Below are 25,350 nucleotides of genomic sequence, written 5' to 3' on the forward strand. Positions count from 1 at the left end.
TTGCGAAAGTCTCAGGACGGTGTCGGCACCACGACTGAGGTTCGGTCGCGGTACAGATTTGTGATCGGCAAGCGCCGGTCGCGGCCGAAGGCCTTGGGCGTGATTTTCACGCCGGGCGCACCCTGCCGGCGTTTGTACTCGTTCGCGTCGATCATCCGGATCACGCGCCGGACCACGTCCGGATCAAACCCATCGGCAACAATCGCATCCGCGCTCAGATCCCGTTCGACGTATCGTTCGATAATCCCGTCGAGCACGTCGTAGGGCGGCAGCGTGTCCTGGTCGGTCTGGTTCTCCCGCAATTCCGCGGATGGCGGGCGCGTGAGAATCGACTCGGGAATGAGCGGCCGGCCAGCCCGCGCGTTGCGCCAGCGCGCCAGCTCGAAGACAAGCGTCTTCGGAACGTCCTTGATTAATGCAAAACCGCCTGCCATGTCGCCGTATAATGTGCAGTAACCCGTCGCCAGCTCGCTCTTGTTTCCCGTCGTCAGGACCAGCCAGCCGAATTTGTTCGAAAGCGCCATCACAATAATGCCGCGGATCCGGGCTTGAATGTTCTCCTCGGTGATGTCCGGCGCCCGCCCGGGCCACAACGGTGTCAGCTCCTCGAGAAAGGTCTGGAAGAGTCGTTCAATCGGCTGCTCGATGAGCCGGATGCCCAGGTTTGAAGCGACCTCCCGCGCATCTTGCCGTGTACCGAGCGACGAATAGCGAGAAGGCATCGTCACCGCATTCACGCGTTCCGGGCCAAGCGCATCCGCTGCGATTGTCGCCACCAACGCCGAATCGATCCCGCCGGAAAGCCCGAGCACCACCTCGCGGAAGCCGTTTTTGTCCGTATAATCCCGCAGGCCCAGCGCGAGGGCCGAATACACTTCTTCCAAATCGCCCATCGTCGGCTCCAGTCGGGGCATTCCGTTCGGCGCCGAATCACCGTCCCCGCTTTTGCCCAGTGCGACGGATACCGTTTTTACAGACGATGGAAGCCCTTCCACTCCATTTTTACAGACAATGGAACCCGCGGCCGGGACAAGGTCAGCGTATAGGATGTCTTCCTCGAACTGGCGCGCTCGCGCCCGGACTCCGCCCTCGTCCACCACCATGCTGGCTCCGTCAAAAACCAGCTCGTCCTGCCCGCCCACGAGGTTACAGTAGGCCAGCGACGCCCCAACCGAAGCCGACGCGGCGCGCAGAATCTGCTCGCGCAGGAGAAGCTTGCCCCGATGGTAGGGCGAACCCGAGAGGTTGACCACCACGTGGACCCGGCCGGCCAGTTCCCGGCACGCCGGGCCTGAAACCACCCACGAATCCTCGCAAATGTGAAGGCCCACCCGCCACCCCGTCGAGGCCTCCACCACCACGGTCGGCGCATCGCCCGGTTCGAAGATTCGCTGTTCATCAAACACGCCGTAGTTCGGCAGCAACAACTTGTCGTAAATTCCCAGCAACGCGCCTCCCTGAAAGAGAAACGCACTGTTCCGGGCCCGCTCGGCCCCTTTACGCGGTGCACCGAGCACCACGAGCGGCTCGGGCGGCAGCTCGGCGACCAGCCGCTCAATCTCGCGCGCTGTGTCTTCCAGGAATTGGCGTTTGAGGACCAGGTCTTCCGGCGGATAGCCGCTCAGCGCAAGTTCCGGAAAAACAATCAGTTGCGCGCCGTGTTGTGCGGCAATTCGCGCGGTGCGTAGAATTTTGTTCGCATTCGCGCTCAGCGCGCCCACTGTTGTATTGATTTGGGCTAGGGCGATACGAAATTGATTCACAAGACAAAAATGTCTTATTTCGGTCGACGGGTCAACCGTACGCCTACCAAATCTCATTAGCGGGTAAGACCGGGTGTGGGCCTGTCAGGGGCAAGGTTATTCCTAACTGTCCGGTCTTCCTCCATGCCAGGCTTGACCGTGATCCGTGATTGGGCTATGCCGCGAACATTTACATATTGGACGGACGGACGGAGCGGCTTGTCTCTTGGAACGATAGGTCCGCGGCTTTGCCGCGACCGTCCGGGAGGCCCGCCCGGGCGGATCGCAATTTTCGAGACGGACGAACTCTATGGACATTCAAAGCCTGTTTGCTGAACGAATTGGCGGCGCCCGATTCGGAACCACGAACGAGATTTACAAGTTTGAGAAGATCAAGCGCGCCAAAGCGGCGGCCCGCGCCGCGAGACCGCATGTCGAGCTCCTCGATTTCGGCGTCGGCGAGCCGGACCAGATGGCCCCCGCCGCCATTCGCGAGGCGCTCAAACAAGCCGTCGACGACCCCGCGAACCGGGGCTATGCGGACAACGGCATCCGCGAATTCAAGGTCGCCGCGGCCGAATACATGCGTAAGTTTTTCGGCGTGGCTGATCTCGACCCCGATACGGAAATCAATCACAGCATCGGCTCGAAAGCCGCGCTGGCGATGCTTCCGCTGTGTTTCGTGAACCCCGGCGATGTCGTCTTTCAAACCGTGCCCGGTTACCCCGTCATGGCTACGCACGCCCGCTATCTCGGCGGCGAGGTCGTCAAGCTCCCGCTGAAAAGGGAAAATAGCTTCTTCCCAGATCTTGGATCGATCGATCCCTCAGTCGCCGCGCGTGCAAAGTTGTTTTATGTCAACTATCCAAACAATCCCACCGGCGCGGCGGCGACGGAGGCGTTCTTCGACGAGCTGATCGCATTCGCGCAGCGCTATAACGTGCTCATCGTGCAGGACGCGGCCTACGCCACGCTCGTGTACGGCAAGCGGCTCTCCATTCTGGGTCGGCCCGGCGGCAAGGAGGTTGCGCTCGAGCTGCACTCCATGAGCAAGAGCTACAACATGACCGGCTGGCGACTCGGGTTCGTCGCAGGCAACGCGCGGGCCGTCCGCGCCTTTGCGGAGGTCAAGGACAACTGCGATTCAGGCCAGTTCAAGGCCATACAGATTGCGGCCTGCGCGGGCATCGCCGACATCGCCCTGTCGGAGCAGATCCGCGAACATTACCGGAGGCGCCTCGAAAAACTCGTCGACGTCCTTCGACGGGTTGGTTTTGAAGCGGAGATGCCGGGAGGAACCTTTTACCTGTATGTGCCTGCACCCGTGGCGGCGGGCGACACGCGCTTCGCCTCCGCGGAAGATGCTTCGCAGTACCTCATTCGCGAATGGTCGGTCTCTACAGTCCCGTGGGACGATGTAGGCGCCTACCTGCGATTTTCCGCAACGTTTGAGGCGCGCGACCGCGCGGACGAGGACCGCGTACTCGCCGAGCTGGAAGATCGATTGCGCCGGGCGGAACTCCGATTCGACCGGCGCGGGTTTTGATTGCGGCGCTACGCGCGATTCGGGTAGAGCGTTCGCATGAGCAAGAAACTCTTCAGCGCGAAGCTTGGCCGGCAGATTTCCGTGTTTCTCGAGAACCGGCCCGGTACGCTGTCGGAAGTGATCGATACCCTCCGGGAGAACGGCATCAACATGCTCGCCCTTTCGCTCTCAGAGGGACTGGACATCGGCTATCTGCGCATCATCGTGGACCAGCACGAGTGCGCGGTGGATGTCCTGCGCCGCGCGGGGCACCTGGTCATCGAGCGCGACGTGGTGCTGCTGACGGTGGCGAACGAGCCCGGCGGGCTGGCCAGCGCTGTTGACATCTGGGCGCGCGCCGGAATCAACATCGAATATGCCTATTCGGCCGATGACGAGAGCGCCGACAAAAGCCTTATCGTCGCGCGGGTCAATGACATTCCGAAAGCGCTCGTCGTTCTCGAATCGGCGCTTAGGGCATGAGCGGTCGCGTAGCCCTCTGCCGTTGGACCGCACAGCTCTAGCGCGAGCCTCATGCCGTTTCCCAATCTCCGCCAATTGGCCGGCTGGCTGGGTTAAGCGCTTGTCAGTTTGGCCGCTCTGTGCCGCCTTCCTCGCGGGGTGCTCACCCGCCGTTGAACCGTGGCGGGCAGCGGCTCCGCCGCCCGGCTCGGCGGTGATTGTGGAGGCGCCCAGCCGCGAGTGGTCGCCAGAGGCCCGAGCGATCCTCAATCGTGCCTTTCCGGGAGCTCGCCGCCTGACGATGGACCAACTGGCCGTCTCGGGACCGGTTTTGCGGCGGGATCGAGTCGTGCTGGTGGCGCCTCCGCTCCGATCGATGCAGAACGCGGATTGGGAGGTCTTTGCCGACCATCTTGCGCGCGGCGGCCGAGCATTGTTCTGGGGCTCCGATCCGGCCGGTAGAGAGGCCGTCACTTCGGCGGTCCGGATGTTACGGCCGAACTCGGAGCATTTCGAATGTCGTGCGCCTGAAATTCGTGGGCTCGACGGCGGCGCCTACCTGGCGAGGGAGCCCCTCCGGCTCCAGAGCCCATTTCCTCTTCCAGAGTCTGCACGGTCCGGCTCGACGCTTCGCTGGATTCCGATTGCAGAAGCGCGCGAACCGGATGGTCCGGTACGTGGATGGCCGGCGTCTGCCGTCTTCGAAGCTGGACCGTCCGGAGCGTTTGGAGGATGGGCATGGATCGCGTGGGAACCTGACCAGCGCGCCGCGGAGGCACAGGCCGCGTTGCTCCGCCGCGCGGTGCGTCTGCTCCGGAAACCTTACCTGTTGGTTGAAGCGGGAACGGATCGTTTAGCCTTTTCACCCGGCGAGTCGATCGCCCTAAGCGTGCGCATCGCGGGCATGGTCGAGACCGGGGCATCGGTCCGGCTAACCGTGGAGGCCGTTTCCGAAGCGGGTGCAGTGGAGCGGCGTTTTACCCAGATTCTGGAAGTACCCGGCGCGCGCCCTGTTCCTGCGCTCATATCCGCCAAGGCCCTGCTCGGCGCAGCGCCCCGCACGCCTTCAACCGGCATCAACTGGCGCATCCATTCGAGCCTGACCGACCCTGGAGAGGAAATTGAATACGACCGACTTGTTCAGTCCATCCGCATCATAAGCGGTTCGGCGGGATCGGTAGATAGCGGGGAGCCAAGGATGAGTATTCGTGGAGGATCGTTTGTGATCGGCCGACGGCCCGTCCCACTGGCGGGCGCACGATTCGAACCGATATTCGGGGACGCCTCCGTGCATCCGCTGGAACCGCCCCGCTTCACGGCCCGAGCGGCTGAACGAGAGCTCTCGCTCTTCCAGGAAGCAGGGTTGAATATTATCGAACTCCCATATACTCGGATCGAGCAGGCTCCCCAGTTGCGTCTGCTATTGGACGAATTGCATTCGAGACGCATGCGGGCGGTGCTCACCATGCCCTCGCTGTCGCCATGGCGGACGGAGCGCAGAGCCGCGAAAGCGCTGCTCGATGCGCTCGCGCTGACCCGCGATTCGCCGGTGATGGCCGTCTTGGTCCCCGTCGGCCCGCCATCGCCGGGAGACCTGGCGGCCGAGAATCGTTTGAGATCAGCCTGGCAGGATTGGATCGCCGAAGAGTATGGGCCGGATGGTGATCCCGAATGGGCGGAATCGATCGATCCGCTCGAGATAGCGCGGAAACCTGAACGAATGGCAGATCTTGCCGAAAACTCGCAGCGGGACCTGGGTCGATTTTTCCACGATGCGGTCGGCAGGGAACTGAGGCGGATACGCCGTGAACTCTCCGAATGCGGTATTGCATGGCTTGGAGCGGAAGGCTGCGAGCAGTATCCGCAACTGGCCGGGATTCACCATGTGGATTTTGTCGTCCTGTCCAACCGATATGGAGAATCATTCCCTCCTGGTTGGATTGAATTCCTGACCGCCTATGCGCGGGGTGCATCCGGCGGAAAGCCCGTGATATGGAGGATCCACCCCTCCAGTTCGGGCGATTCTTCGGATGGCGAGGCGGCAAAATCGGCCGAGCGGATCGGGGAATTCCTCCAACGCGTTGAGGCTACCCATGTAGCTGGCGTGCTGGCGGGTCCTCTCACCGGCGGACGGAGGGGATCGAACGAAAGGAGTGCGGGTCTCCTGAACCCGGACGGTTCTTGGAACCCGGCCGGCGATCGGTGGCGCGTTCATCTGAACCAGTGGCGGCGCAAAGCACCAGTCACTGCGGTTCAATGGCGGAGCGAAGAAGCGGACCCGCTTCTGCATCGGGCGTGGGAGGAATGGCGAACGGCTTTCGCCAAGGTCCAAAGCGTCGATATTCCGATCGAGATTCGCCCGCGTGGGTGGGGCCGTTCATCGGAAGAGGTCGATAGCGCGGAAACCCTTCGCGGCCTGCTCAATGCCGACTGGATGAATCCAATTCCGCCGCCAACCGGCGAGGCTATTCCCGTGCGTCTTCGCCAGCCGGTTTCGCTCGAGCTCTTGAATACCGGGCCCGCAGCGTGGGCCGGCTCCGAACGTAAGGCCAGTGCAGGCGTCTGGCTCCGCGCCACTCCGTCCACTGGCCGCACAAGATGGATCAGTATTCCCGACACGCCGCCGGGTGGTCGCGTGAAGGCATCCTGGGTGCCTCCAGATCCCGGACTCTGGACGCTACGTCTTTGGACGCAAGCGATCGGGGAATTTGGAGAAAGCCTGCGTGTAGCGGTCCTCGATGAAGTCGCCGATGACGTGTCTGCGGGCCCCGATCCCGCACGATGAACCCGTCGCAGTACTGCGGAGCAGGCTCGACATTCACTCGTATCGCAGGGCGTCGATCGGGTTGAGCAGCGCGGCCTTGCGCGCGGGCCAGAGGCCGAAAATCAGGCCTGTCGCCGCGGAGCAACCAAATGCGAGCGCTACGGCTCCGCCGGTAATCGCGATCGCCCATCCGAACGCATGTGAAAGGACCATCGCGATTGCCGCGCCCAGCCCTATTCCAAGTGTCCCGCCCACCAAGCTTGTCGTGACGGCCTCCACCAGAAACTGCCCCAGAATGTCGAGCCGGCGCGCGCCGACCGCCTTGCGGATTCCGATCTCGCGGACCCTCTCCGTGACGGAGACCAACATGATGTTCATGATGCCGATCCCTCCCACCACCAGCGAGATCGCCGCTATTGAAGCCAGGAGCATCGACATCGTCCGACTTGTCTCAGTCAACGCGGCGAGCATCTCTGCCATATTCTGGACCTGAACAGGATCAGCGGAGTGCGGGGGCGTCTTCAGCCTCGCCCGAAGCAGCGCAACGGCCTCCCGTTGAGCGCGCGGGATCAGCGAGGCGTCGGCGATTTCCATCTCGATTGCGTCGACCGTCTCACGGCCTGCCAGACGGAACATTGCGGTCGTCAGCGGGATGATAATGACATCATCCCGGTCACGCCAGGGCGAGGATCCTTTTTCGGGCAACACGCCAACGACCTTGAACAGGATGCGGTCGATCCGAATGTCCTCACCTACCGGATTTCGGCCCTGAAAGAGCTCCCTAACGACGGTGCGCCCCACAACGGCGACGCGCGAGCGGGTGCGCAGATCCTCGTCTGTCACATACCTGCCGACGGTCGGATGCATTGCGCGGATGAACTGGTGGTCGGGCTCGACGCCGGTGACCTCGGTATTCCAGTTGCGAGCGCCAAACTCTGCCTGCGCGCGGGTGGATACGGTGGCGGACACATAGCGCACACCGGGCACACGTTCGGCGATCGCCCGTGCATCTTCTGGAGTGAGTCGACTGACCTGCCCCGCCTGCAGCCGCACGGCACCTGTATGCCACGCACTGGGTCGCACGATGAGCACATTCGACCCCAGGTGCGAAAACTGACGACGGATCGCCTCTTTTGCGCCCGCGCCGATCCCGAGCATTGCGATCACGGAAGCCACTCCGATGAGGATGCCAAGCATTGAGAGGAAAGAACGCACCTTGTGCGTCCAAAGAGCGCGTCCGGCGAGGCGAGCGTAGGTTATCATCGCCCGGCCCGGCAAGTGCCGGACGGGTTCGGCCTCCGGCTTTTCAACGGAGTGGGGCGCTTCGGCAAAGGGCCGAAGGCCCAATCGACGTTCCTCGCTCTGGATGGCGCCGTCCCGCATATGGATGATGCGGTTTGCGTAGTCGGCAATGTCCCGTTCGTGCGTGACCAAGACCAGCGTGAGCCCTTCCTCGTTTAGGCGCGAGAGCAGCCTCATGAGGTCGTGCGCGCTGGCGGAATCGAGGTTGCCGGTAGGCTCGTCTGCGAAGATTACTCGCGGGCGGTTGGCCAATGCGCGCGCGATCGCGACTCGCTGTTGCTGGCCGCCCGAGAGCTGGTTGGGCCTGTGATGGAGTCGGTCGGCCAAGCCCACTCGCTCAAGCAAAGCGCGGGGACGGCTCGAATCGGCGACCATTCGGCTGTACAGCAGCGGCATCGCGGCGTTTTCGAGCGCGGTGGCGCGTGGCAGAAGGTTGAACTGTTGGAACACGAAGCCGAATTCCTCATTGCGGATCCTGGCGAGTTCATCGTCGCCGAGCGCAGACACTTCGCGACCTTGGAGGCGATAGGACCCGGAATCGGGAACATCCAGCAGCCCGAGGATATGGAGCAGCGTTGACTTGCCTGAGCCGGATGGCCCCATGATCGCCACAAATTCTCCCGGTTCGATCCGCAGCGAAACGCCGCGCAACGCATGCACCTGCGCATCTCCCATCCGGTACGTCTTGCTGACATTAGACAACTCGATCACGGACGATCCGTTCCCTTTTTCCCGTGAAGATGCCGATTAATCGTCATAGCCGCCTCCGTCCGCCAAACGGCAGGAACGGCGATGTCTTCTGAGCGCCGGCCGGGGAGAGCCGAAGATCGGGCGCCAGCACCCGGTCGCCCTCGGCGAGCCCTGAACGGATTTCGACACGCCGCCCGTCGTCGAGGCCCGTTAAGATCTCCCGCTCCCTCGGGGCGCCGTGCGGAGTGTCGGCCGGAAGCCAAACCATTGTTCGGTCGCCAGTTCGGCGGATGGCCTCGAGCGGCAGCGTGAGCACGCTGTTCGTTTCCTGTAGGATGAAAGTAATTGCAGCGGACATTCCGCTGCGGACGAATTCCGGCAGCTCGTCCGAAACGATTTCGGCGTTGTAGAACGTGACGTTGTTCACGACCCGCGATTCATAGGAAATATGCTCTACACGGCCGGTGAAGGCGTGATCCGGGTAGGCGTCGAGCCGCACCTCTGCGCGGATGCCCGGAGCGACCCGGGCCAAATCCGTTTCATCAACCTGGGCGCGGATGAGGAGCCGGTCCGCCAGCACGAGGATGGGCTTGTCCGGAGCGGAGTTCTGGCCGGGCTCAAGCAGACGCGCGATTATAGAGCCGTCAAGCGGTGCGATGACGGGGGTTGGATTGAACAGCGACTGCCAGCGAGCCAGCTCCTCTGGTCCGCGTGCACGGGCCGCATCCAACAGGGTGGCGCGCTCCGTCGAGCTGACCCATGCGAGAACCTGACCCCGCGAAACGGTGTCGCCCTCGCGGACTAGGACGTCTTCAACGCGACCGGCGATGGGCGAGCCCAATTCGACGCGATTCCGCGGCTCTACCGTGCCCGTGGCGACAACCGTCTGGCGGATGGAGCCTCGTTCGACCGCGATTTCCCGCATCGGCGTCTCCGATTCCGGGTTTGTGCGCATTCGCAACCAGCCCCAGACGGCGGTCAAACCGAGGGCCGCCAAAGCGATCCACCCAATGATGCGTTTCATGGAGCCTCCGGGAGGGGCGAAACACCGCGCGCGCGATCCCACTCCGCGGCGGCCAAGGCCGCGTCGCGGAGTTGCGCGAGCAGGTTTTGTTCGCTCTGAATGAGTTCATCCTCAATCTGGTCCCACGTTTGGAAACTCAACAACCCGTTGGCATACTGGGCGCGCGCAATTTCCGCGCGGATTTCCGCAGCCGCACGGAATGCTCGCAGGACCTCGACCTGGTCAAGGGCATTCATGAGGTCGGCGCGTGCGCGTTCGAGCTCGGCGGCAGCCGTTCGTAGTGCCTGATCCGCCTCGGCCCGAGCGGCTCGAGCGGCCGCCTCCGCGGCAGCGTAGCGCGCCGGCAGACCGCCGCCGGTAAACAAAGGGATCGACACCGCGGCGCCGATGCTCCAGCCCTCCTGGTCGAGGCGGTCGCCCTCTCCCTCGCGTTGAAGATTCGCCTGCAGCGAAATTTCCGGCCTACGTTCGCCACGAGCAAGGGCCGCCGCGGCGCTAGCCGCTTCCGCGCGGGCGGCCGCCGCGCGCACCGCGGGCACCGAGCGGACAAGCGGCCCCCAATCCGACTCGTCCGGTGGCTCCGGCGCTTCGAGACTCCCAACGGCCACCCATGCCACGGGGTCATCGTACCCGGCGAGGGCCGAAAGTTCGCGCTGGCGAACCGGAATGTCGCGCTTCGCTTCGCGCACCTCGGCTTCGGCCCTGCGCAGCGCGGCTTCGACACGAAGTAGGGAACCCTTGTTTTCAGCTCCGGCCTCGAAGCGCAGCCGGACGAGTTCGAAGTTTTGCCGCCGGCGTTCGGAAATTTTTTCGGCCAGCGCCGCGCGTTCTTGGGCGAAGAGCAGACGGACGAATGCGCTTCGCGCCTCGGCGCCCACCAGCGATCGCGCCGCCGCGAGCTCAGCCTCGGAGACATCCGCATTCGCGCGGGCCTGCAGCCATCGGGCCCGGTCCGAGCCGCCGGCATAGAGGGCGTATTGCGCGGAGAGTCCTGCAGAAGTCCGGTCCGTCGTTCCGCCGTCGGACTCTGAGCGGCTTCGGTCTGCTGAGACGGACAGGGAGGGCCAGAATCTGGCGGCTGCCTCGTCCACCAACCGCCGCGCTTGTTCAGCCCGCTCGCGCGCGGCCTCAAGTGCGGCATTGCGCGCGGCCACTTCGAGGCAAAACTCCTCCCATCCAACAGCCCTCGCCGTTTCTGCCCGCAAACTCGCTGTAGCCAGGAACCAATGAGCAAAACCGATGAGACAGGCGAATTTCATGATGGGGGTGTGCCGTGAGAATGAGGTGATTCGCGTGTACGTCACACTTCGGCAGGAGATCATGGGGTTAATGATCAAGAGACCCGCCTTTCGAGAACGATTGGCAGAAAAAGGAGGACGGAATGGCATATTTCGGCGGGGGTCCATCCGCTGTAAAGACTATCCGATTATTCGAAATAACGGGTGGGTTGTTTACGAATATTGTGCCAAACGCGGCTCCGGCTGCATCCGTATGATTTGCGCCGCTCGTCTAGAGCATTGGGCAGGCTCGTCGCAGCTTTCTTGGAAATGGCCGGTGAATCCTTCGGCCCGACAACGATCGACTTCCGCCTTTTTGCCAACGTGTCGGTGATGCAGTCGATGATTCATCCACCCGTCCTCAGTATGGCGAAGGCCGTCCCATTTCGACTCGGCGATTTAGGTCGGATTCATTCGTACGCCAAACAGCGCCGCGGGCACCGTTGGCGGGCAAAGCGCGGTCAAGGAAGAGCCTCGAGCGAGACATCATCAATCTGCAGCGCGCCGGTGGGGCCTGCTCCGGAGACGTTGAACACGGCGCGTACCCATTCCGTGCCCTCGGGCGATACGGCGATCAGCTCGCGCTCGGTCCAACTTTCACCAATGTTTTCGAGTTTCAGCGCGGCGGAGCCCAGCATCTGAGTGCGATCCCAGTTCCAGAATTCCAGTTTCATTTCCTGAGTTTCGGCGGCCCACCCGACGTCTGCGTAGAACCACGCTTTGAGCCGGTAGGACTGGTTGCCGCGCCCCTGCGCCTCCTGCCACACGCCGCCGTTGGAGCCGGCGTTGGCCCACGTGCCCCGAATGGCGATGATGTATTGGCCATCCTTCGCGCGCCAGTTTTCGCGCGACGCGCTGCCCCACGCGTCGCCATGGTCGTCCGGATCGTTCATTTTCCAGTTTTGCGCAAATCCATAAGAAAATGCGCTTTCCGCCTCGAAACTGCTGTTGGACAGCAAATTCTGACTGGCGGCCGCGGCGAAGAGCGACGCGCCCACCGCGCACAGGAAGACGTTGATTGTGACGCGAATCATGAAAGACTGTAGCCGTGATCCTAACAAATCGTCGTCGTTTCACAAGGGGGACGCTATGATTCTCGACCGGCTCGACCGCGCATCGGCCTATGCCCACTTGTTCGAGGGGCTCTCGGACGCCTTTGTTTTTTTAATGCGACGTGGATGGGAATCCTTTCCAGAGGGACGCGTCGAGCTCAAGCCGTCGCGGCTCTACGCGCACATCGAGCGGGCAAGGGGGCGCAGCCGCGCTCACGCGCCGCTGGAGGCGCACCGAGTTTTTGCGGATGTCCAGTATGTTGTGGAGGGCCGGGACATCATGGGCTGGCGAGATCTCGCCTCGTGTATGTCGCCGAAGTCGCCGTATGACAAATCGCGCGACCTCGTGTTTTTCGAGGATCCGCCCTTGTGCTGGTTTGAAGTCCCCGCCGGCTACTTTACCTTGTTTCTGCCGGACGACGCGCACGCGCCGCTGGCCGGCGACGGCCCCGTCTTCAAGGTCGTCGTCAAAGTTCGACTCGTTTGACGGCTGCCGCGCCGGTCTGCAGCCTCAGTCGTCGCCCTCTAGCATCGGGTGCGGGATGAGTTTCGCGTAGTCCTCGACGGAACCGCCGTCCAGACAGCACTCGATGATCCGATTGCCCAAAGGATGGAGGTCCGGTCCGCGGTAGCGCTCCAGCTGCTGGTGGAAGAAGTGGGTGAGCTGCAGCGCGCCCTTGTCGTACGCATCGGGGCCGACCTCGCGCTGGCGATCGACCTCGAGGAAGATCGACGGAATTGTCTGGCCCTCGACGACGATGGAATTGAGCGCATAGCCCAGCAGCGGGCATCGCGCGGGGCGGACCTGATCGCGTGAGAAGCGAGCGCTGCCGCGGCGCGCGAGGTACTCGCGGGCAATCCACTGCGGCATGAAGCCCGTCTTCCAGGCGCCGATATGCTGGTTGGGGATGAGGATGTATTTGACGCGCGGCGTATCGAGGATCTGCTGAAGCAACAGATTGGCCTGGTCCACCATGCGGCCCGTTGCAAACGGCCAGTAGGAGCCGACGCCCTCTGAGCTCATTCCTTCCGTGGCGACAATGCTCGGATTGGCATGGCCGCGCGGGGCGACGAGGCGCCAAAGCCACGCGAGCGCGGGAGGCAGTTTGTGAAAGAGACCAATGATGCCGTAGGTCGGATGCTCCTCCGTGCAAGGCGGGCATCGTACGCCGAAGCTGCGAATGTCGACGTTGACCGCGCCATTGTAGACCCCCGGGACAATCCGCCGTGGGATCACAACGCGCGGGTTCGGGCACGGCTTGCCGGGCGCGTCTTCAATATGCTCCCAGATCAGCGCGGTGCTGCCCGGCTTGGCGTCGATGTTGAGGAAAAGAAGCGGCTCCTTTGGATGGATGGTCAGCTCCTCCAGGTGAGGATCAACTCCGTATCGCGTGATATGGTTGACGCGGACAAACCAGCCCTGCTCGGCATCCATCAGGGCCAGTCGCCCGTCGTTTTTGGCGAGTGACGGGTGGCAGAGGGCCATGTCGTCGGTGACGGGGCGGAGTTCGCAGTTGCGCGGCATGACGAGAGTGCGGCGTTCGCCCGTGATGATGTTCTGGCCGAGGAGGAGCGAGCCATCGCGCTCGCGGTGGACCTGCTCGAGCATCTCACTCTTGCCGCCGCCGCTTGCGCCCTCGTGCATGATCGTCACCTTGTTGTCGTAAGGTGTAATAACTTGCACGGTCGAGCAGTGAGCGGTGACCCAGTTTTCCTTTTCACCGAGGGTGAGAAGCACGCCATAGATGCCCTTTTTGGCGCTGGGGCCGGGGTATAGGTTGTAGCTGAAGAGCTCATGGATGCGGCTTCGCCGATTATGGACGACCATCTGCTTGCCCTTGAAATGCGTGTGTCGGAACGGCGGCGCCACATAAATAATCGCGCGCGGGTTGAAGCCCTCGGGGACCTTGTCGGACTCGAGGATTCCCTGCAGCACTGCCAGGCCGAATGCGAAGAATCCAGCATTCGCCGGCCCGACCACAAGCGCGTCGGCGCCAGTCTGAGGACCACCGGCGTGGAAGGGGAATAGGGCGAGTTCTTGCGTTTTCAGCCACGCAAATGTCTCGAGCCTGAGGCTTTCGAACGTGGTGCCGAACTCCTCCCGAAACCGCGGTTTGTCCGTCGGCCGCTCGTCCGCTATCACCATGCAGTCGGGGTCGCGGCGCCGCATGTACGGTTCGGTGTAATTCGCGCTGATTCCGTTTTTGACGCGGCAAACCCAGGCCTCCACGACGCGTCCCTTCCCGGGTACGTCATATGCGACCTCGTGAATTCCGTTGACCGCATCGCGCACGGACAGTTCGATCAATTCCTGCTGATTGCGCGCCACGGTGTATGACGGGCACGCCTCGAGGATGTCCCGCACTTCGGGGGGCACATCGAATCCTAGATCCACTTTAGCCATCGCAGGCCTCCTAGTTCGAGTTTTCAACTAAAAAAGCCGATGCCGCTTCTTCACGGCGTCGGCTCACTTCCCGACCGCTTCGCTTGTGCGATTCGGCCGCGACTTGAACATCCAACAATCGTTTTTCCGAGGCTCCGCCTCGCGCGCGCGCCGCGGCACCCCGGCAACCGTGATAGCCTATGGATCGGCGGCGTGTTGTCAATCCCCCTCGGGTCGGCCTCTATGAAGTTTTGAAAATGTCCGCGCGCGAACTCGATAAAATGACCCCTTGGCGGCGGAGCAAGGACCGCCGCGATGGGAAAACTTCGGAGCAGACAGAACGAGCGAACGAGGCTGACGGTCATGAGTCGGATGGAATAAATCCGTTGCGCATAGTGGAGTTGGCGCGCGAACCGGGACCGAGTGATCCCTCCCCAAACGGATCTGGCCGCGGTTTCAAGTTGCTGAGGGTAAAGGGTTGGTCCGCCGTAGTAGTGGCTGCCAAGGGAGCGGAATTTTAGCGGGAGGCGCTGTGAAGAGGGACTGTAAATTCGCCGCCCACAGAGGGGCGGCCCACATCGCTTGCCCGCTCCACAAATTCCGGTCGGCGTGGAAATGGACCTTCCAGATAAGGCTTGTTGGAGGGCGCGGTTCCACCCGGGCCGATGATTTGGGACAGGGTGGAAGCTCTTCCTCCGGATGAGGACGCCGTGGAAGGCGTCCCTCCAACTTAATTATCAACAGCGAGCAAGCGGGCGGGCGCCATTCCTCGATTTCATTCAATAAGCGGCATTTTCTTCATCGAATCTTCAGCCTCAAAATGATCCGCCTACAGGCCCCTGGATTCGTTTTTCGAGTTCCTCGATCCGTCGGCGCAGGTCCTCGTTTTCCCGCGCGATTCGCTCGTTCTGCCTCGCCAGCGCCTGCACGGCGGCGAAAAGCACCCCGTCGGCATCTACCGTCGTAATCCCATACCCCGGTGCGTCGCCTAACCCAAACGCCTCATAAAAATCCTGCGCCGTCGGCCCCATGTGCCTTACCTGTTCCGGCTGCCCCTTGTACCGCCACGTCGCGATCGGCAATTCCACAACCTTTTCCAACACCTCCTTAGGATTTACCGGCTCAAATCCCTCTTTCGCATTCTTATCGCTTAGCGACGTCCACGACCCGCTCCCCGGCGCCACCGCTACTCCGCTGGTCATCGCCGCCGACGTGAAGATCCGAAATCCCCCCGCCGCGCGGAACGTCACCGAGTTGGCATTCGTGGAAGCAGTAGGTGCTCCTGAACTCTTATCCGACCATACAAACGCCCCCGCATGCAAAGCATGCGCCAGCCAACCCATCGCACATGCGCCTGTTGCATTATTGCCCACCCGATTATTAAATCCCCCGGGAATCACCGCATAGTACGAAGTTGGCCCAATAACGTTGAAAAAACCGCCGCCGATCGTTGCGTAGCTCGAATTTGACTGAATTTGATTCACCCCGCCGCCACCGATTGTCGCATAGTCAGAATCCGTCTGAATTTGATTCTGATAACCGCCGCCGAGCGCCACGTAATCCGTTTCTGGTTGAATTTTATTCTCCCGACCCCCGCCGATCGTCGCGTAGATCGAATTCGTCTGAATTTGATTACCATCGCCGCCTCCGATCGTAGCGTAATCCGAATTCGTCTGAATTTGATTCCCATTACCGCCACCGATCGTTGCGTACCGCGAATCCGCCTGAATTTGATTCCCATTACCGCCACCGATCGTTGCGTACCACGAATCCGCCTGAATTCGATTCCCATTACCGCCACCGATCGTTGCGTACCACGAATCCGCCTGAATTCGATTCCCACGACCGCCGCCGATCGTTGCGTAGCTCGAATTTGTCTGAATTTGATTCAAATAACCGCCGCCGATCGTCGAGAGCCGTGCATCCGGTTGAACTTGATTTGACCAACCGCCGCCAATTGTCGCGTAGTCCGAATCCGTCTGAATTTGATTCTGATAACCGCCGCTGATCGTCGCGTAGTCCGAAAACATCTGAATTTGATTCTCAGCACCACCGCCGATCGACGAGTAGTTCGCACCGGCCGCGATTGAGTTTGTTCCTCCCTTCGCATTGAGCACGATGCTGTGTGCCTGTACAACCCGCATCCCATGCACTGCACGCGCGTACGGCACCGCCATCAATCGCTCCCTCGGGCTCAATATGTTTCCGTTGACCTCCACCTCGAGCCACACCTGCACGTTCGTCAGCGCCGCATCCAGATCGCCCACCACGCCATATTGCCCGATCACCGTCGCATACAGCCCGTCTACCGCCGTCGCAAAATTCGTGCTGTAGTGAAGCTGCGTGCCCGCCGTCGGCGCATCATACAGTCGAAACACCAGCCTCACCGGCCCGCTGTACAGGCTCGATCCTTCCGCTAATCGACCTTGATAATGAATCATCGCCGGCGCATCAGCCTGCACCACGACTGCGCCCATGCCCGTCAACACCATCGCGAACAGCCACCCTCGTTTCATTGCGTCTTTCCTCCGATATCAAAGTTTAGAGACTGTGAATTTCTCCTTGTTGATGACTGCGAAATCGCCCTTTTTATCGCCTCCAGCTACTTGCTCCTCGCCTTGATCTCTTTCGGAGTTGGGGATTCTCTTTTTTCATTCGCTTAATTTGTTTCACGAGCACTTGTATAGAGGCAGACAAACCCAGCCCCCCTGGAGAAAAATCTTCTGAGAGTATTCTTCCGAAGCGTCCGTATGTCTCTCCAACCAACGCTTGAATATACGCCCCCCACGCATTTCAGAATATCATGATTCATTACGCCCGCTATCTCTGCAATCCGATTCTATTGTACGGGTGCGCTACGCGTCTCCGTTTGTCACGAGCGAAATTTTGGCGGGCAGGTTGAAAACCGCCGCTTCAGATGGGGCGCAATGGAGGGCGCGGTTCCACCCGCGCCAATCTTGGAGAGCGCCGTTCCACTAGTTTGGTAAAAAATTGAATTTGCGGACGCCGTGGAAGGCGTCCCTCCAAGGGAAATGGAGGGCCCGGTTCCACCCGGGCCGGCTATGGATTCGGCATCGCTTCCACAATCCCGGACATCCGAAATAAAGAGTGATCAGAATTTCCTTCGGTCCTGAGGTCGCAAAATTTCCATGAAATGGAAAAGTTCCGCGCGGCGGTTTCCATGGCATGGAAATTCCAGAGCATGGAAAATCCGAGGACGCTTGCGGCGCGAGCCTGCGCCCTACAGGTTGGGCGGCGACTCGAGGGTCAGCAGGATGATGCGCTCGCCGGATTTGACGCTGATGTCGGTGTGTAGGCTCTTGATGCGGCGGCCGAGGATGTCGGCGATGAGCTTCTCGATCTCCGGGCGCGCCTTTTCCAGCAATTCAAGCCGGGTTTGCTTGATCAGGTCGCGCCCGCGCCCAGTCGGATCCGCAGCGGCGAGGTGGTGCTCAGCGCGAGTGATGACGCCCTGCAGTCGCACGAGGACCATGTCGTCAATCAGGTAGGTCCGCGCGGCCGCGGGTCCGCGGCCCATGTATTCGCGCTCGAATTTGACGAAGGCCTCCGTGATGCGCGCTTCGAGCTCACCGCGGGATTCGGGCATGGCCGGGCTGGAAGGCTCAAGAGTTGCGCAGCAGCTTCAGCGCATCGCGAAGTCTTGCCGCCTTCTCATAATTTTCCGCGGCGATGGCGCGCATGAGCTCGTCCTGGAGTCGGTCGATTTCCGAGCGCGGGCGCGATCCACGCATGTCGCTGAGCAGATCGGTCAACAGCTCGATTTCACGCGACTCGGCGATGTCGTCCTCGCTTCCGTTTTCGCGCCAGAATTCGCGGATGTCTTCAATCCCCTCCTCGAGGTCGCGAATGGCCGCGTCGTAGTCGCGTTTTTCGGCTGCGCGCTCGGCAAGGGCACGGGCGTGCATCATCCGGATATAGGGATAAAACTGAATGAACTGCCAGACCAGTTCGCCGTCTTCGACATGCCGGGCGACGAGCTCGAGGATGCCGAGGGCGTGTTCCGTGTCGGCGACGACGCCATCGAGGTCCCGCAGCGCGTAAAGGGAGATGTAGCGGTAATAAAACTGGGCGGCTTCCTGCTGCAACTCCGCGCAGGCGGATGGGTCGAGCGAGAACCCCTGTACGTCCGTTCCCTCGACCTGTTCGCGGCTGGCGTAGTAGTCGAGGAGCGTTTCGAACCCGTAGGGCCGTTGTCCGTCGGGCCGACCTGTGGGCTCCATCTGGAGAATCCCGAGGTCGAGACGGAGCTGCAATTTCCGCGAGCCATCCCGCGCGACGATCCAGCGCGCATTGACCGAGTTGGGATCGTAAGGCCAGTCGTTCAGTACCGCATCCAGGTCGAAATTCATGGATACACTCCTTGTCCGCAATCTACCCCTGTGTCGCGGCTCCGACAACCGTCTTTTGAACGAAGCTGTCGCTGAAAGGCCGAGCGGCCTAATCGTTGGAGGGGGCAATCAGCCGATGCGCTCGAGCCGCCACGTCGCGGATGCAGGGAGGGCTCCGCGTCGGGCCGCGACAAGGACTGACGCGGGCTCTTCCCGACCGTACTCAGGGGAGACTCTCCCGATCTCGACCTGCAATTCCAGCGGCTCTGCAACGGTGAATCGGTAGCGGCGCGAGGGTGAGGCGAGGATCCAGCCACGCTCCGTAGGCTCCAGCGAAATCGCTGGGTCGAGATGGAACCGCCAGCACAGGAGATGGGGGCTGGTTCCAAAAATGCGGTCGCGGATCTCGACGGATTCCTCGTGGATCCATACGGCCCGATGGACTCGCACCCGCTCGCCTTCCGCCGGAATGTCGTCCTCGACGGCGATCCGGAACGGCCCATGTTCCACGACATGCGCCGCGCGGTCTGAGCCGCGAAGCACGAAGAGGTGGTCCGAGTCCGGTGGCGATAGCTTCCTGTGTTCGTGGCCGTCCGCGAACAGGGTGTTGTGCGCCAGAACGGAACGATATCGGAGTCGGGCGGCGGGGTCTGCGGAGTACACAAAGGTTCCGGGATCCACAAAAATCGGTTGCCGATCGTCGTCCACGCAAATCGAGAGCCGATCATTGTGGGCGTGCCCGCCCCAGCCATGGAACCCGACACCGCCGAAGGACAGACAGGCGCAGAAGCCGCCCGGATGGCGGGATGACCACCACCCGCTGTCCTCGAAGAGAGATCCGGCTGGCTCGGCGCGTGGGAACGCGTTGACCATCACGGTCTCTGCGAGCGCGAGGATTTGATCGGCGCGACTCTCTTGGGCGAGTGGGTCCCATCGGAGGACCCGACCGCTGTCGTCATCCCCGATTCGCCACCAATCACCGACCGGCCGGCGCATGGCGGCACAGACTCGGCATAGGGCCTGCAGAACAGGTTCCGAGCGTCGGGTGGCGTCGTTTCCGAGCAGCGGCAGGCTGAGCAGGGCGAGCTCCGCATAGAGTCCGTGGTAGGGCACGGAGGCTTCGATTGCGCCGCCGTCGCGGCGGCATTGGGTCCGGAGCGCGGAGGGGAATTCGAGTCGGGCTAACTCCAGCCACCTCGCGCCGGGCGCTGTATCGCAAAAGGCCGCTCCAAGCCATGCCAGCCCTAGCAGGTTTGCAATGTAGTGATTGGAGAGGATAAGCCGAGTTTCGAGGCGGTGCCAGATGCAACGCGCATGATTCCACAGGCTGGCGCTCCACTCGTCCTCCCCGAATGCCTGGCGAAGTCGTCCCCCGAGGAGCACATCGGCGGCCATCCAATTGACGGCCCGGATGGCAACGTCCATGCTGCAAAGCCAGGCGGCGCCGTCTGGGAACGGGTTATTCGCCTCCCATTGTCGGATCCAGCCAGCCAGACGCATGGCTTCTTCGTCCGAGGAGCCTTGACGGCGGGCCCATGCGGCAGTCTGCGCAGCATGGTGGGCGCGTCCGTATTCCCAGAGAGTTCTGGCATCAGCGGCGAGACCCCGGCCCGGCGCGGGCCCTTCGCGGCACAGGCGGAGCAGATCGGCCTCCGCCCAGTCGCTTCCCCAGATTCGGTTTGACGGCATGGGCCGGCCGGTGAGGTGAAGGCGGTCCAGCCATGCGAACAGCAAGGGCGCCAACGCCTCTGGCTCGCGGTAGGGTTTGGGCGATGTTTCCCATCGGAGCGGCCGACTTATACCGAGGCGTCCGGCAAGCTTGAGGGCGAGAAGCGAAGGACGCCTCGCGTAAGGCGAGCGGATGAAATGGCGCAGATCGGCAAGGTTCATCGTCCAGCGCGGGAATGAGACAGGCGCGAAAAAGGAATTATTAGCACGAAAGTGCTCATCGGCGATTTGCGGTCTCCGCGAGGAGATCCTCAAAAGAGGCCGCCAGCCTCGAAAGAGCGCCATCTACGCTGAAGCGGGCGCGCTGAGTTTCGTCATATTCCCACGGGCGTCCCGATTGCGACCACCGGCGGGCCTCGCCAAGGGCGGCAGCGATGGCATCTGGGTCGTGGGGCGCGACGAATCCGGCGCGCGTTTTCAAAACAAGGTCCGCGGTTTCGCAAGGTTCGCTGACGGCGAGGATCGGGACGCGCGCGCCTAACGGCTCGAAGAGCTTGCCCGGGACGTGCACGGCGTCCCCCGGCGCTTGGACGATCAGCGCCAGGTCGCTATCACAGAGAAGAGCGAGGGCTTCCCGATGGGCTCGATGCCCGAGATAATCGATGTATGGATCGAGCTGGAGGGATCGAATGGTGTCCTCGAGGTGGGCAAGCCCGAACGAGGCCCCGGCCCAGCGAAACCGGAATTGGTCGGGCGTGAGGCGGTACGCGTCAATAAAGCGGCGCAGACCTTGAAAGAACGGGGCGGGGTCGCGGCGGATGTAGAATTGTCCGACGTAGGAGATGATGAAAGGAGATCCCGGGCCCCGGTGGCGCGCGGGCAACCCTTCGAATTCGGCAGGATCGAAAAAATTATAATGAGTTTCAACAGGGGCCCGCAGGTTTTCGCGATGCGCCGCGCCAAGGCGGTCGGCGAGGGCTTGGGACAGTGCAAACACGCGGTCGGCAGCACGGATCACGCGCCGCTCAAGCCGAGCGTGGAGGGCGCGGTGCAGGCGGGTGGGCTGGTCAAGATGGCGGTACATGTTGGCCGTCCACAAATCACGGAATTCGACCGCGCAGGGCAGCCTGAATTCTCGGGCTAGTTGCGTCGCGACGAGAAGGTTGGTTCGCGGAGCGAGGGAGCCGAAGATCAGGTCCACCGGTTCGCGGCGGAGCAGTTCGCGGGCCAGCCGCAGTGCGGGTGATTTCCATGGAATTTGCTTGTCTGGGACCATGAGCCAACGGTTGATGGCGGTGGTGAGCCCGATATCGCGATTGATGCGCCCGCTGCCGGCTTGATGGGTGGCGCGCGCGCCGCGGAGGCGGCCGTAGAGTTCGGCAAGGTCAAGGGCATTCGCGCGAAGGATGCGAACGGATTCGGGAATGTCGGCCGTCGAATTTCCCGTGGCGGGGGAGGTGAGGACCAGCGGTTCAAAGCCGAAACGGCCAAGGTGTCGGGCGATTCGACGTATTCGGATGGCGCCCATTTCCCAGGCATCGAACGAATGGAAGACGATCAGTACGCGCTTCATTGTCAAAAGATCGAAATATATTGGCAGTCCGAAACCGGGCGCAAGGCTTCGGCGCACGGCATCATTCCGAAATCTGGCGAAATGTTTCTTAGGAAGCGAAACGGGATTTCTCGATGGGGTGTTGTGGCCCGGCTGGCGGGGACTGCGATTCGGCGAGGGTCGTCAGAGGTTTTTTACTAATTCCGTTGCGAAAGAGTTGTCCAATCTTTTCCTGATCCAAGAAATTTCGGCGACATAGAAGTCGGCTCGGCTGCCCCTCGCGGTGCTCTGACGACGCCGAAGATTGATCCTGCCCCGCACAATTAAGGCTGATACGCGCGCGAGGAAAGATCCAAGAGTTGCTAGGTATTCATAAAGGTTCGTATGTGTTTGCAGCGGGAACGGCCGATGGCAACTACGTTCCTGGGCGGCAGCAAAAACATTTGCGCGCGAAGATCAACCGATCCTTTTGATCACTGCATAAATGAAGGGAAGCAAGCGGGTCGCAACGGTTCTCGCCAGATCAGGACATCTCAACATCGAGCGTGGCGATTAAACCGCCTGGTGTGTTTCATGTTGATTCGGCGAAACGAGGACAGACTCGGCGGAAGGGGCAGGCGCGGCACGGTTCTTCAGTCTCCGCGAGGGGGAACTTCGGCTCCGACGCCAAATTTCGTTCGGCATCATCAAGGAGCGCCCGCATAGACGCGGCGCTTTCGAGGATTCGGGCACGCTGCGCCTCGAAGTCGCCGACTTCGAATCGGAAGCTCTGCCACGCGCCGTCGCGGAGGTTGTATTCGCCCGCTTCGATGTGTTGCGGCGTTTTGTTCCAATTTTGGGATGCAAACCAGGCGTAAAGGGTGAGCTGGGATCGGGTCTCTTCCGCGGCCGACCTGCCGGTTTTCCAGTCGATGACGCGGATGTCGTCACTGCGGCGATGGGCGCAGTCGATCTGCACGTACACTTTCACGTCGTCGACGGTGAACGAAGCCAGTTTCTCGATGTCGAGCCACGCCGAGCGAGGCAACGACGTCAATTCACGGAGAATGTCGCTTCGGTAGAGTCGGCCGACCATTTCCATCGCCCGCTGCATTAGCGAGCGCCAGCGGGATTCGTCGACGTCCAGTTCTTCATATTCATGTTCGATCAAGCCGACATACTTTTTGGGTTCATCCCAATACAGGCCTTCGCCGGATTCCTGATAATCCTTTTCCAGACGTCGACCCAAATGGCGTAGCGTGACTTCTTCTGGCGGCAGCGCGCCCTCATCCCGCAAAGTGGTCAACATCCAGCGGAGGCAGTTGTGGACCGTTGCGCCGATCCACTGTTGCCGAGTCATCAGTTTCTTCAAAATGTACAGCGTGCGCGCCTTGGGGTCCGCATCGGGTGACCATCCTCCCCATGAGCCGTAGTAATGATAATAGTATTGGCGGGGGCAGGCGGAAAACATGGACGCCCTGGAAGTCGACCACGAGAATTCATTTTTCAACTCCGGCATGCGGGAATGATGGCATGGGTCTCAGTTCTATACCACTTCAGAAAGCCGCTTCCCGTCAGAGGTATCAGGTAGGTATGACTCTGGGCTCCGTCGATTGGCGATCAATCAGTACCGGTCAGCCGCCGGCTGGCTCGTCTTTCGGCCCAATGCCGGCTCTACGACATAATGAGCAGCAAGGGGGGCGGAGTTGACGATTGAGTCGAGGTGGTGCTGAAACAAACTCCGGTCCTTTTTTCCATGAAATGGAAATTCCATGCGATGGAAGTGACCGCCCATTCATTTTCCATACGATGGAAATTTCGGCGCGTCTGAATCTGCCGCGGCCACATTCGGATGGTATTCCTCGGACCGACCTAGCTTTGAACTGCGACACCATGCACACGTGGGGGATGCGGGTTTTCTGGCGAGGCGCGAATGGGAAGAGCTTGATCCGGCGGCTGAAATTGGTGTAAAGAAATTCGTTTGGGGTTAAGTCCATGCGAGTCATAAAGTACATAGGCCGGTTGATCGGCGAATTTTTTGAGTTTGCCTGGCAAAACAAGGCTTGGTGGATCATCCCTATCGTCTTGGTCTTGCTGATCCTGGCGGCGTTCATCGTAACCGGCTCGAGCGTCGCGCCGTTCATTTACACGCTCTTTTGAGCGGCGATTCTCCATTTTGCGTGGTCGGTCTCTCCGTTGGGCCTTTCGCGTCTAACTGTTATCTTCTTTGGCGGCGAGGCGATTCGCGCGCGCTCGTGGTTGATCCGGGCGACGACGCGGCAGAGATCGCCTCGGCGCTAAAGAAGCGCGATTTGGTCGTCGAACGATATCTGATCACGCACGGTCATGTGGACCATGTGACCGCCTTGGCCGACTTGTGCGATGCCTTTCCCGCGCCAGTTTCAATGCATCCGCTGGATTCAGCCTGGGCGTTTACGGAGCGCAACACCTTGCCGCCCTTTTATCCGCAGCCGCCGAGGCCGGCGCCGATTGACCGCGAACTCGGTGATGGGCAAACGTGGGCGGACGCCGGCTTCACGTACACGGTGCTTCACACGCCGGGCCATTCGCGGGGTAGCGTCAGTTTTCATTTTCCGGAGCCCGGATGGCTTTTCCCAGGCGATGTGCTCTTTTGCGGCTCTGTCGGCCGCACCGATCTGCCGGGAGGCGATTGGTTGACGTTGCAAAAGTCGCTGCGGCGATTGATGACGCTACCAGACGCGACCCGAGTGTTTCCCGGCCATGGGCCGGAAACAACGATCTCACAGGAGAGAGTATCAAATCCTTTTTTGCGGATCGATTGATCCTAAAGCGGCTGGCGGGAGAGTTTCAGGTCGGGGTGGATGGCTGGGCGGGCGACGGGGTTGTCGTTTTGGCTGTCTGTGCGGGGTCGGAGAATGGGGCGATTACCGTCGCGTCTGGAAAAACATTTCGAACCTCGTTTTCGATCGTTTGGGGGAAAAGCAACTTGATGTTGGGTCCGGCGTCGATGGTGAAGTAAATGGGCAGGCCGTTCTCGCGCAGCGCCCAGATGTCATGGATGATGCTGACCGTGCGCGGATGCCAGAACAGGATTGGCGGCCAGGCCGCGAGCGCGGTGGCGTGCATGGCCAGCGCATTGGATTCGGCCGTTTGACCCAGCAGTTCAAAATTCCTGCCTTCGATTGCCTCCTTGATGAGGGCCAGATCGTGTGCGACCTTGACGGGCCACGATTCATAAAGGGATGAGGTTCGCCGCGTCCGTTTCATGGCCTCGCGAGAACTGATGGCCTTTTGATCCTCCGAGATGGTGAGCACACCGATACGGAGCTCCGGCCACTGTGTGGAAAGCGGTACGGCAAAACTGTCCATGCCATCCTCATCTGCGCCGGCTTCCCATTCCACAAAGCCGAGGAAGATGGACCGGCAGGCGCTGCCGCTGCCCAAACGGGCGAGGATCGAAAGATGGTTATGGGGAAGATCCCACCCGAAGAAGTCATTCAAGGCGAGGGCGAGCGCGGCGAATCCCGACGCCGAGGAGGCCAATCCGGCCGCCGTCGGGATGGAATTCCGCGTTTCCACTCGGAAAAAGACCGTCGGCG

19 protein-coding genes are annotated in these 25,350 nt (G+C 61.4%); 6 read left to right on the forward strand and 13 right to left on the reverse strand.

What is annotated here, in order from left to right; translation table 11 throughout:
* Nucleotides 1-11: 11 nt before the first annotated feature.
* Complete coding sequence (locus NZ740_01020) at nucleotides 12-1,763, reverse strand: NAD+ synthase (GenBank protein MCS6770590.1); 1,752 nt, start codon at nucleotides 1,761-1,763, stop codon at nucleotides 12-14.
* 289 nt (nucleotides 1,764-2,052) lie between these two features.
* Between NZ740_01020 and NZ740_01025 the strand changes: the two genes are divergently transcribed.
* From NZ740_01025 to NZ740_01035, 3 genes are all read left to right on the forward strand, one after another.
* Nucleotides 2,053-3,288, forward strand: coding sequence for an LL-diaminopimelate aminotransferase (locus NZ740_01025; protein ID MCS6770591.1), 1,236 nt, complete (start codon nucleotides 2,053-2,055; stop codon nucleotides 3,286-3,288).
* Nucleotides 3,289-3,324: 36 nt separating this feature from the next.
* Nucleotides 3,325-3,750, forward strand: a complete 426-nt coding sequence (locus NZ740_01030) for a hypothetical protein (protein MCS6770592.1) — start codon at nucleotides 3,325-3,327, stop codon at nucleotides 3,748-3,750.
* Nucleotides 3,751-3,850: 100 nt separating this feature from the next.
* Nucleotides 3,851-6,514 (forward strand): hypothetical protein, encoded by a 2,664-nt coding sequence (locus NZ740_01035; GenBank protein MCS6770593.1) that lies wholly within the window; start codon nucleotides 3,851-3,853, stop codon nucleotides 6,512-6,514.
* Between the two features lie 33 nt (nucleotides 6,515-6,547).
* Here the strand turns inward: NZ740_01035 and NZ740_01040 are convergent, their stop codons facing one another.
* From NZ740_01040 to NZ740_01055, 4 genes are all read right to left on the reverse strand, one after another.
* Nucleotides 6,548-8,506, reverse strand: coding sequence for an ABC transporter permease (locus NZ740_01040; protein ID MCS6770594.1), 1,959 nt, complete (start codon nucleotides 8,504-8,506; stop codon nucleotides 6,548-6,550).
* A gap of 43 nt (nucleotides 8,507-8,549) precedes the next feature.
* Nucleotides 8,550-9,509, reverse strand: a complete 960-nt coding sequence (locus tag NZ740_01045; protein MCS6770595.1) for an efflux RND transporter periplasmic adaptor subunit — start codon at nucleotides 9,507-9,509, stop codon at nucleotides 8,550-8,552.
* Nucleotides 9,506-10,831 (reverse strand): TolC family protein, encoded by a 1,326-nt coding sequence (locus NZ740_01050; GenBank protein ID MCS6770596.1) that lies wholly within the window; start codon nucleotides 10,829-10,831, stop codon nucleotides 9,506-9,508. Before NZ740_01050 ends, NZ740_01045 begins: the two co-directional genes overlap by 4 nt.
* A gap of 416 nt (nucleotides 10,832-11,247) precedes the next feature.
* Entirely contained in the window at nucleotides 11,248-11,820 is a 573-nt protein-coding gene (locus NZ740_01055; protein MCS6770597.1) for a hypothetical protein, read from the reverse strand.
* 55 nt (nucleotides 11,821-11,875) lie between these two features.
* Here NZ740_01055 and NZ740_01060 point away from each other — a divergent pair, with 55 nt between their 5' ends.
* On the forward strand, nucleotides 11,876-12,325 hold the full coding sequence (locus NZ740_01060) for a YhcH/YjgK/YiaL family protein (protein MCS6770598.1): 450 nt from the start codon (nucleotides 11,876-11,878) through the stop codon (nucleotides 12,323-12,325).
* A gap of 24 nt (nucleotides 12,326-12,349) precedes the next feature.
* Here NZ740_01060 and NZ740_01065 read toward each other — a convergent pair whose 3' ends face one another.
* The 7 genes from NZ740_01065 to NZ740_01095 all read right to left on the reverse strand — a co-directional run bounded on the left by NZ740_01065 (nucleotide 12,350) and on the right by NZ740_01095 (nucleotide 23,288).
* Complete coding sequence (locus NZ740_01065) at nucleotides 12,350-14,242, reverse strand: DUF4914 family protein (protein ID MCS6770599.1); 1,893 nt, start codon at nucleotides 14,240-14,242, stop codon at nucleotides 12,350-12,352.
* Nucleotides 14,243-15,036: 794 nt separating this feature from the next.
* Nucleotides 15,037-16,737, reverse strand: coding sequence for a tail fiber domain-containing protein (locus NZ740_01070; GenBank protein ID MCS6770600.1), 1,701 nt, complete (start codon nucleotides 16,735-16,737; stop codon nucleotides 15,037-15,039).
* Between the two features lie 725 nt (nucleotides 16,738-17,462).
* A complete protein-coding gene (locus NZ740_01075) occupies nucleotides 17,463-17,828 on the reverse strand; it encodes a DUF2294 domain-containing protein (GenBank protein ID MCS6770601.1) in 366 nt (121 codons plus the stop codon).
* A 16-nt stretch (nucleotides 17,829-17,844) separates the two neighbouring features.
* On the reverse strand, nucleotides 17,845-18,591 hold the full coding sequence (locus NZ740_01080) for a UvrB/UvrC motif-containing protein (protein MCS6770602.1): 747 nt from the start codon (nucleotides 18,589-18,591) through the stop codon (nucleotides 17,845-17,847).
* 108 nt (nucleotides 18,592-18,699) lie between these two features.
* Entirely contained in the window at nucleotides 18,700-20,460 is a 1,761-nt protein-coding gene (locus tag NZ740_01085; protein MCS6770603.1) for a heparinase II/III-family protein, read from the reverse strand.
* A gap of 55 nt (nucleotides 20,461-20,515) precedes the next feature.
* Nucleotides 20,516-21,811 carry a glycosyltransferase gene (locus NZ740_01090; GenBank protein MCS6770604.1) on the reverse strand — a complete coding sequence of 432 codons (1,296 nt, stop codon included), beginning with the start codon at nucleotides 21,809-21,811 and terminating at the stop codon, nucleotides 20,516-20,518.
* Nucleotides 21,812-22,361: 550 nt separating this feature from the next.
* Nucleotides 22,362-23,288, reverse strand: coding sequence for a PD-(D/E)XK nuclease family protein (locus NZ740_01095; GenBank protein ID MCS6770605.1), 927 nt, complete (start codon nucleotides 23,286-23,288; stop codon nucleotides 22,362-22,364).
* 476 nt (nucleotides 23,289-23,764) lie between these two features.
* On the opposite strand from NZ740_01095, the gene NZ740_01100 reads away from it, so the two are divergent.
* Both NZ740_01100 and NZ740_01105 read left to right on the forward strand, forming a co-directional pair.
* On the forward strand, nucleotides 23,765-23,929 hold the full coding sequence (locus NZ740_01100) for a DUF5989 family protein (GenBank protein MCS6770606.1): 165 nt from the start codon (nucleotides 23,765-23,767) through the stop codon (nucleotides 23,927-23,929).
* A gap of 20 nt (nucleotides 23,930-23,949) precedes the next feature.
* Nucleotides 23,950-24,573, forward strand: a complete 624-nt coding sequence (locus NZ740_01105) for an MBL fold metallo-hydrolase (GenBank protein MCS6770607.1) — start codon at nucleotides 23,950-23,952, stop codon at nucleotides 24,571-24,573.
* Nucleotides 24,574-24,598: 25 nt separating this feature from the next.
* Here NZ740_01105 and mvaD read toward each other — a convergent pair.
* Nucleotides 24,599-25,350 (reverse strand): diphosphomevalonate decarboxylase (gene mvaD / locus NZ740_01110; protein ID MCS6770608.1); only part of this gene is annotated, 752 nt, incomplete at its 5' end.

It is taken from the genome of Kiritimatiellia bacterium (assembly GCA_025054615.1).
GTDB lineage: Bacteria > Verrucomicrobiota > Kiritimatiellia > CAIVKH01 > CAIVKH01 > JANWZO01.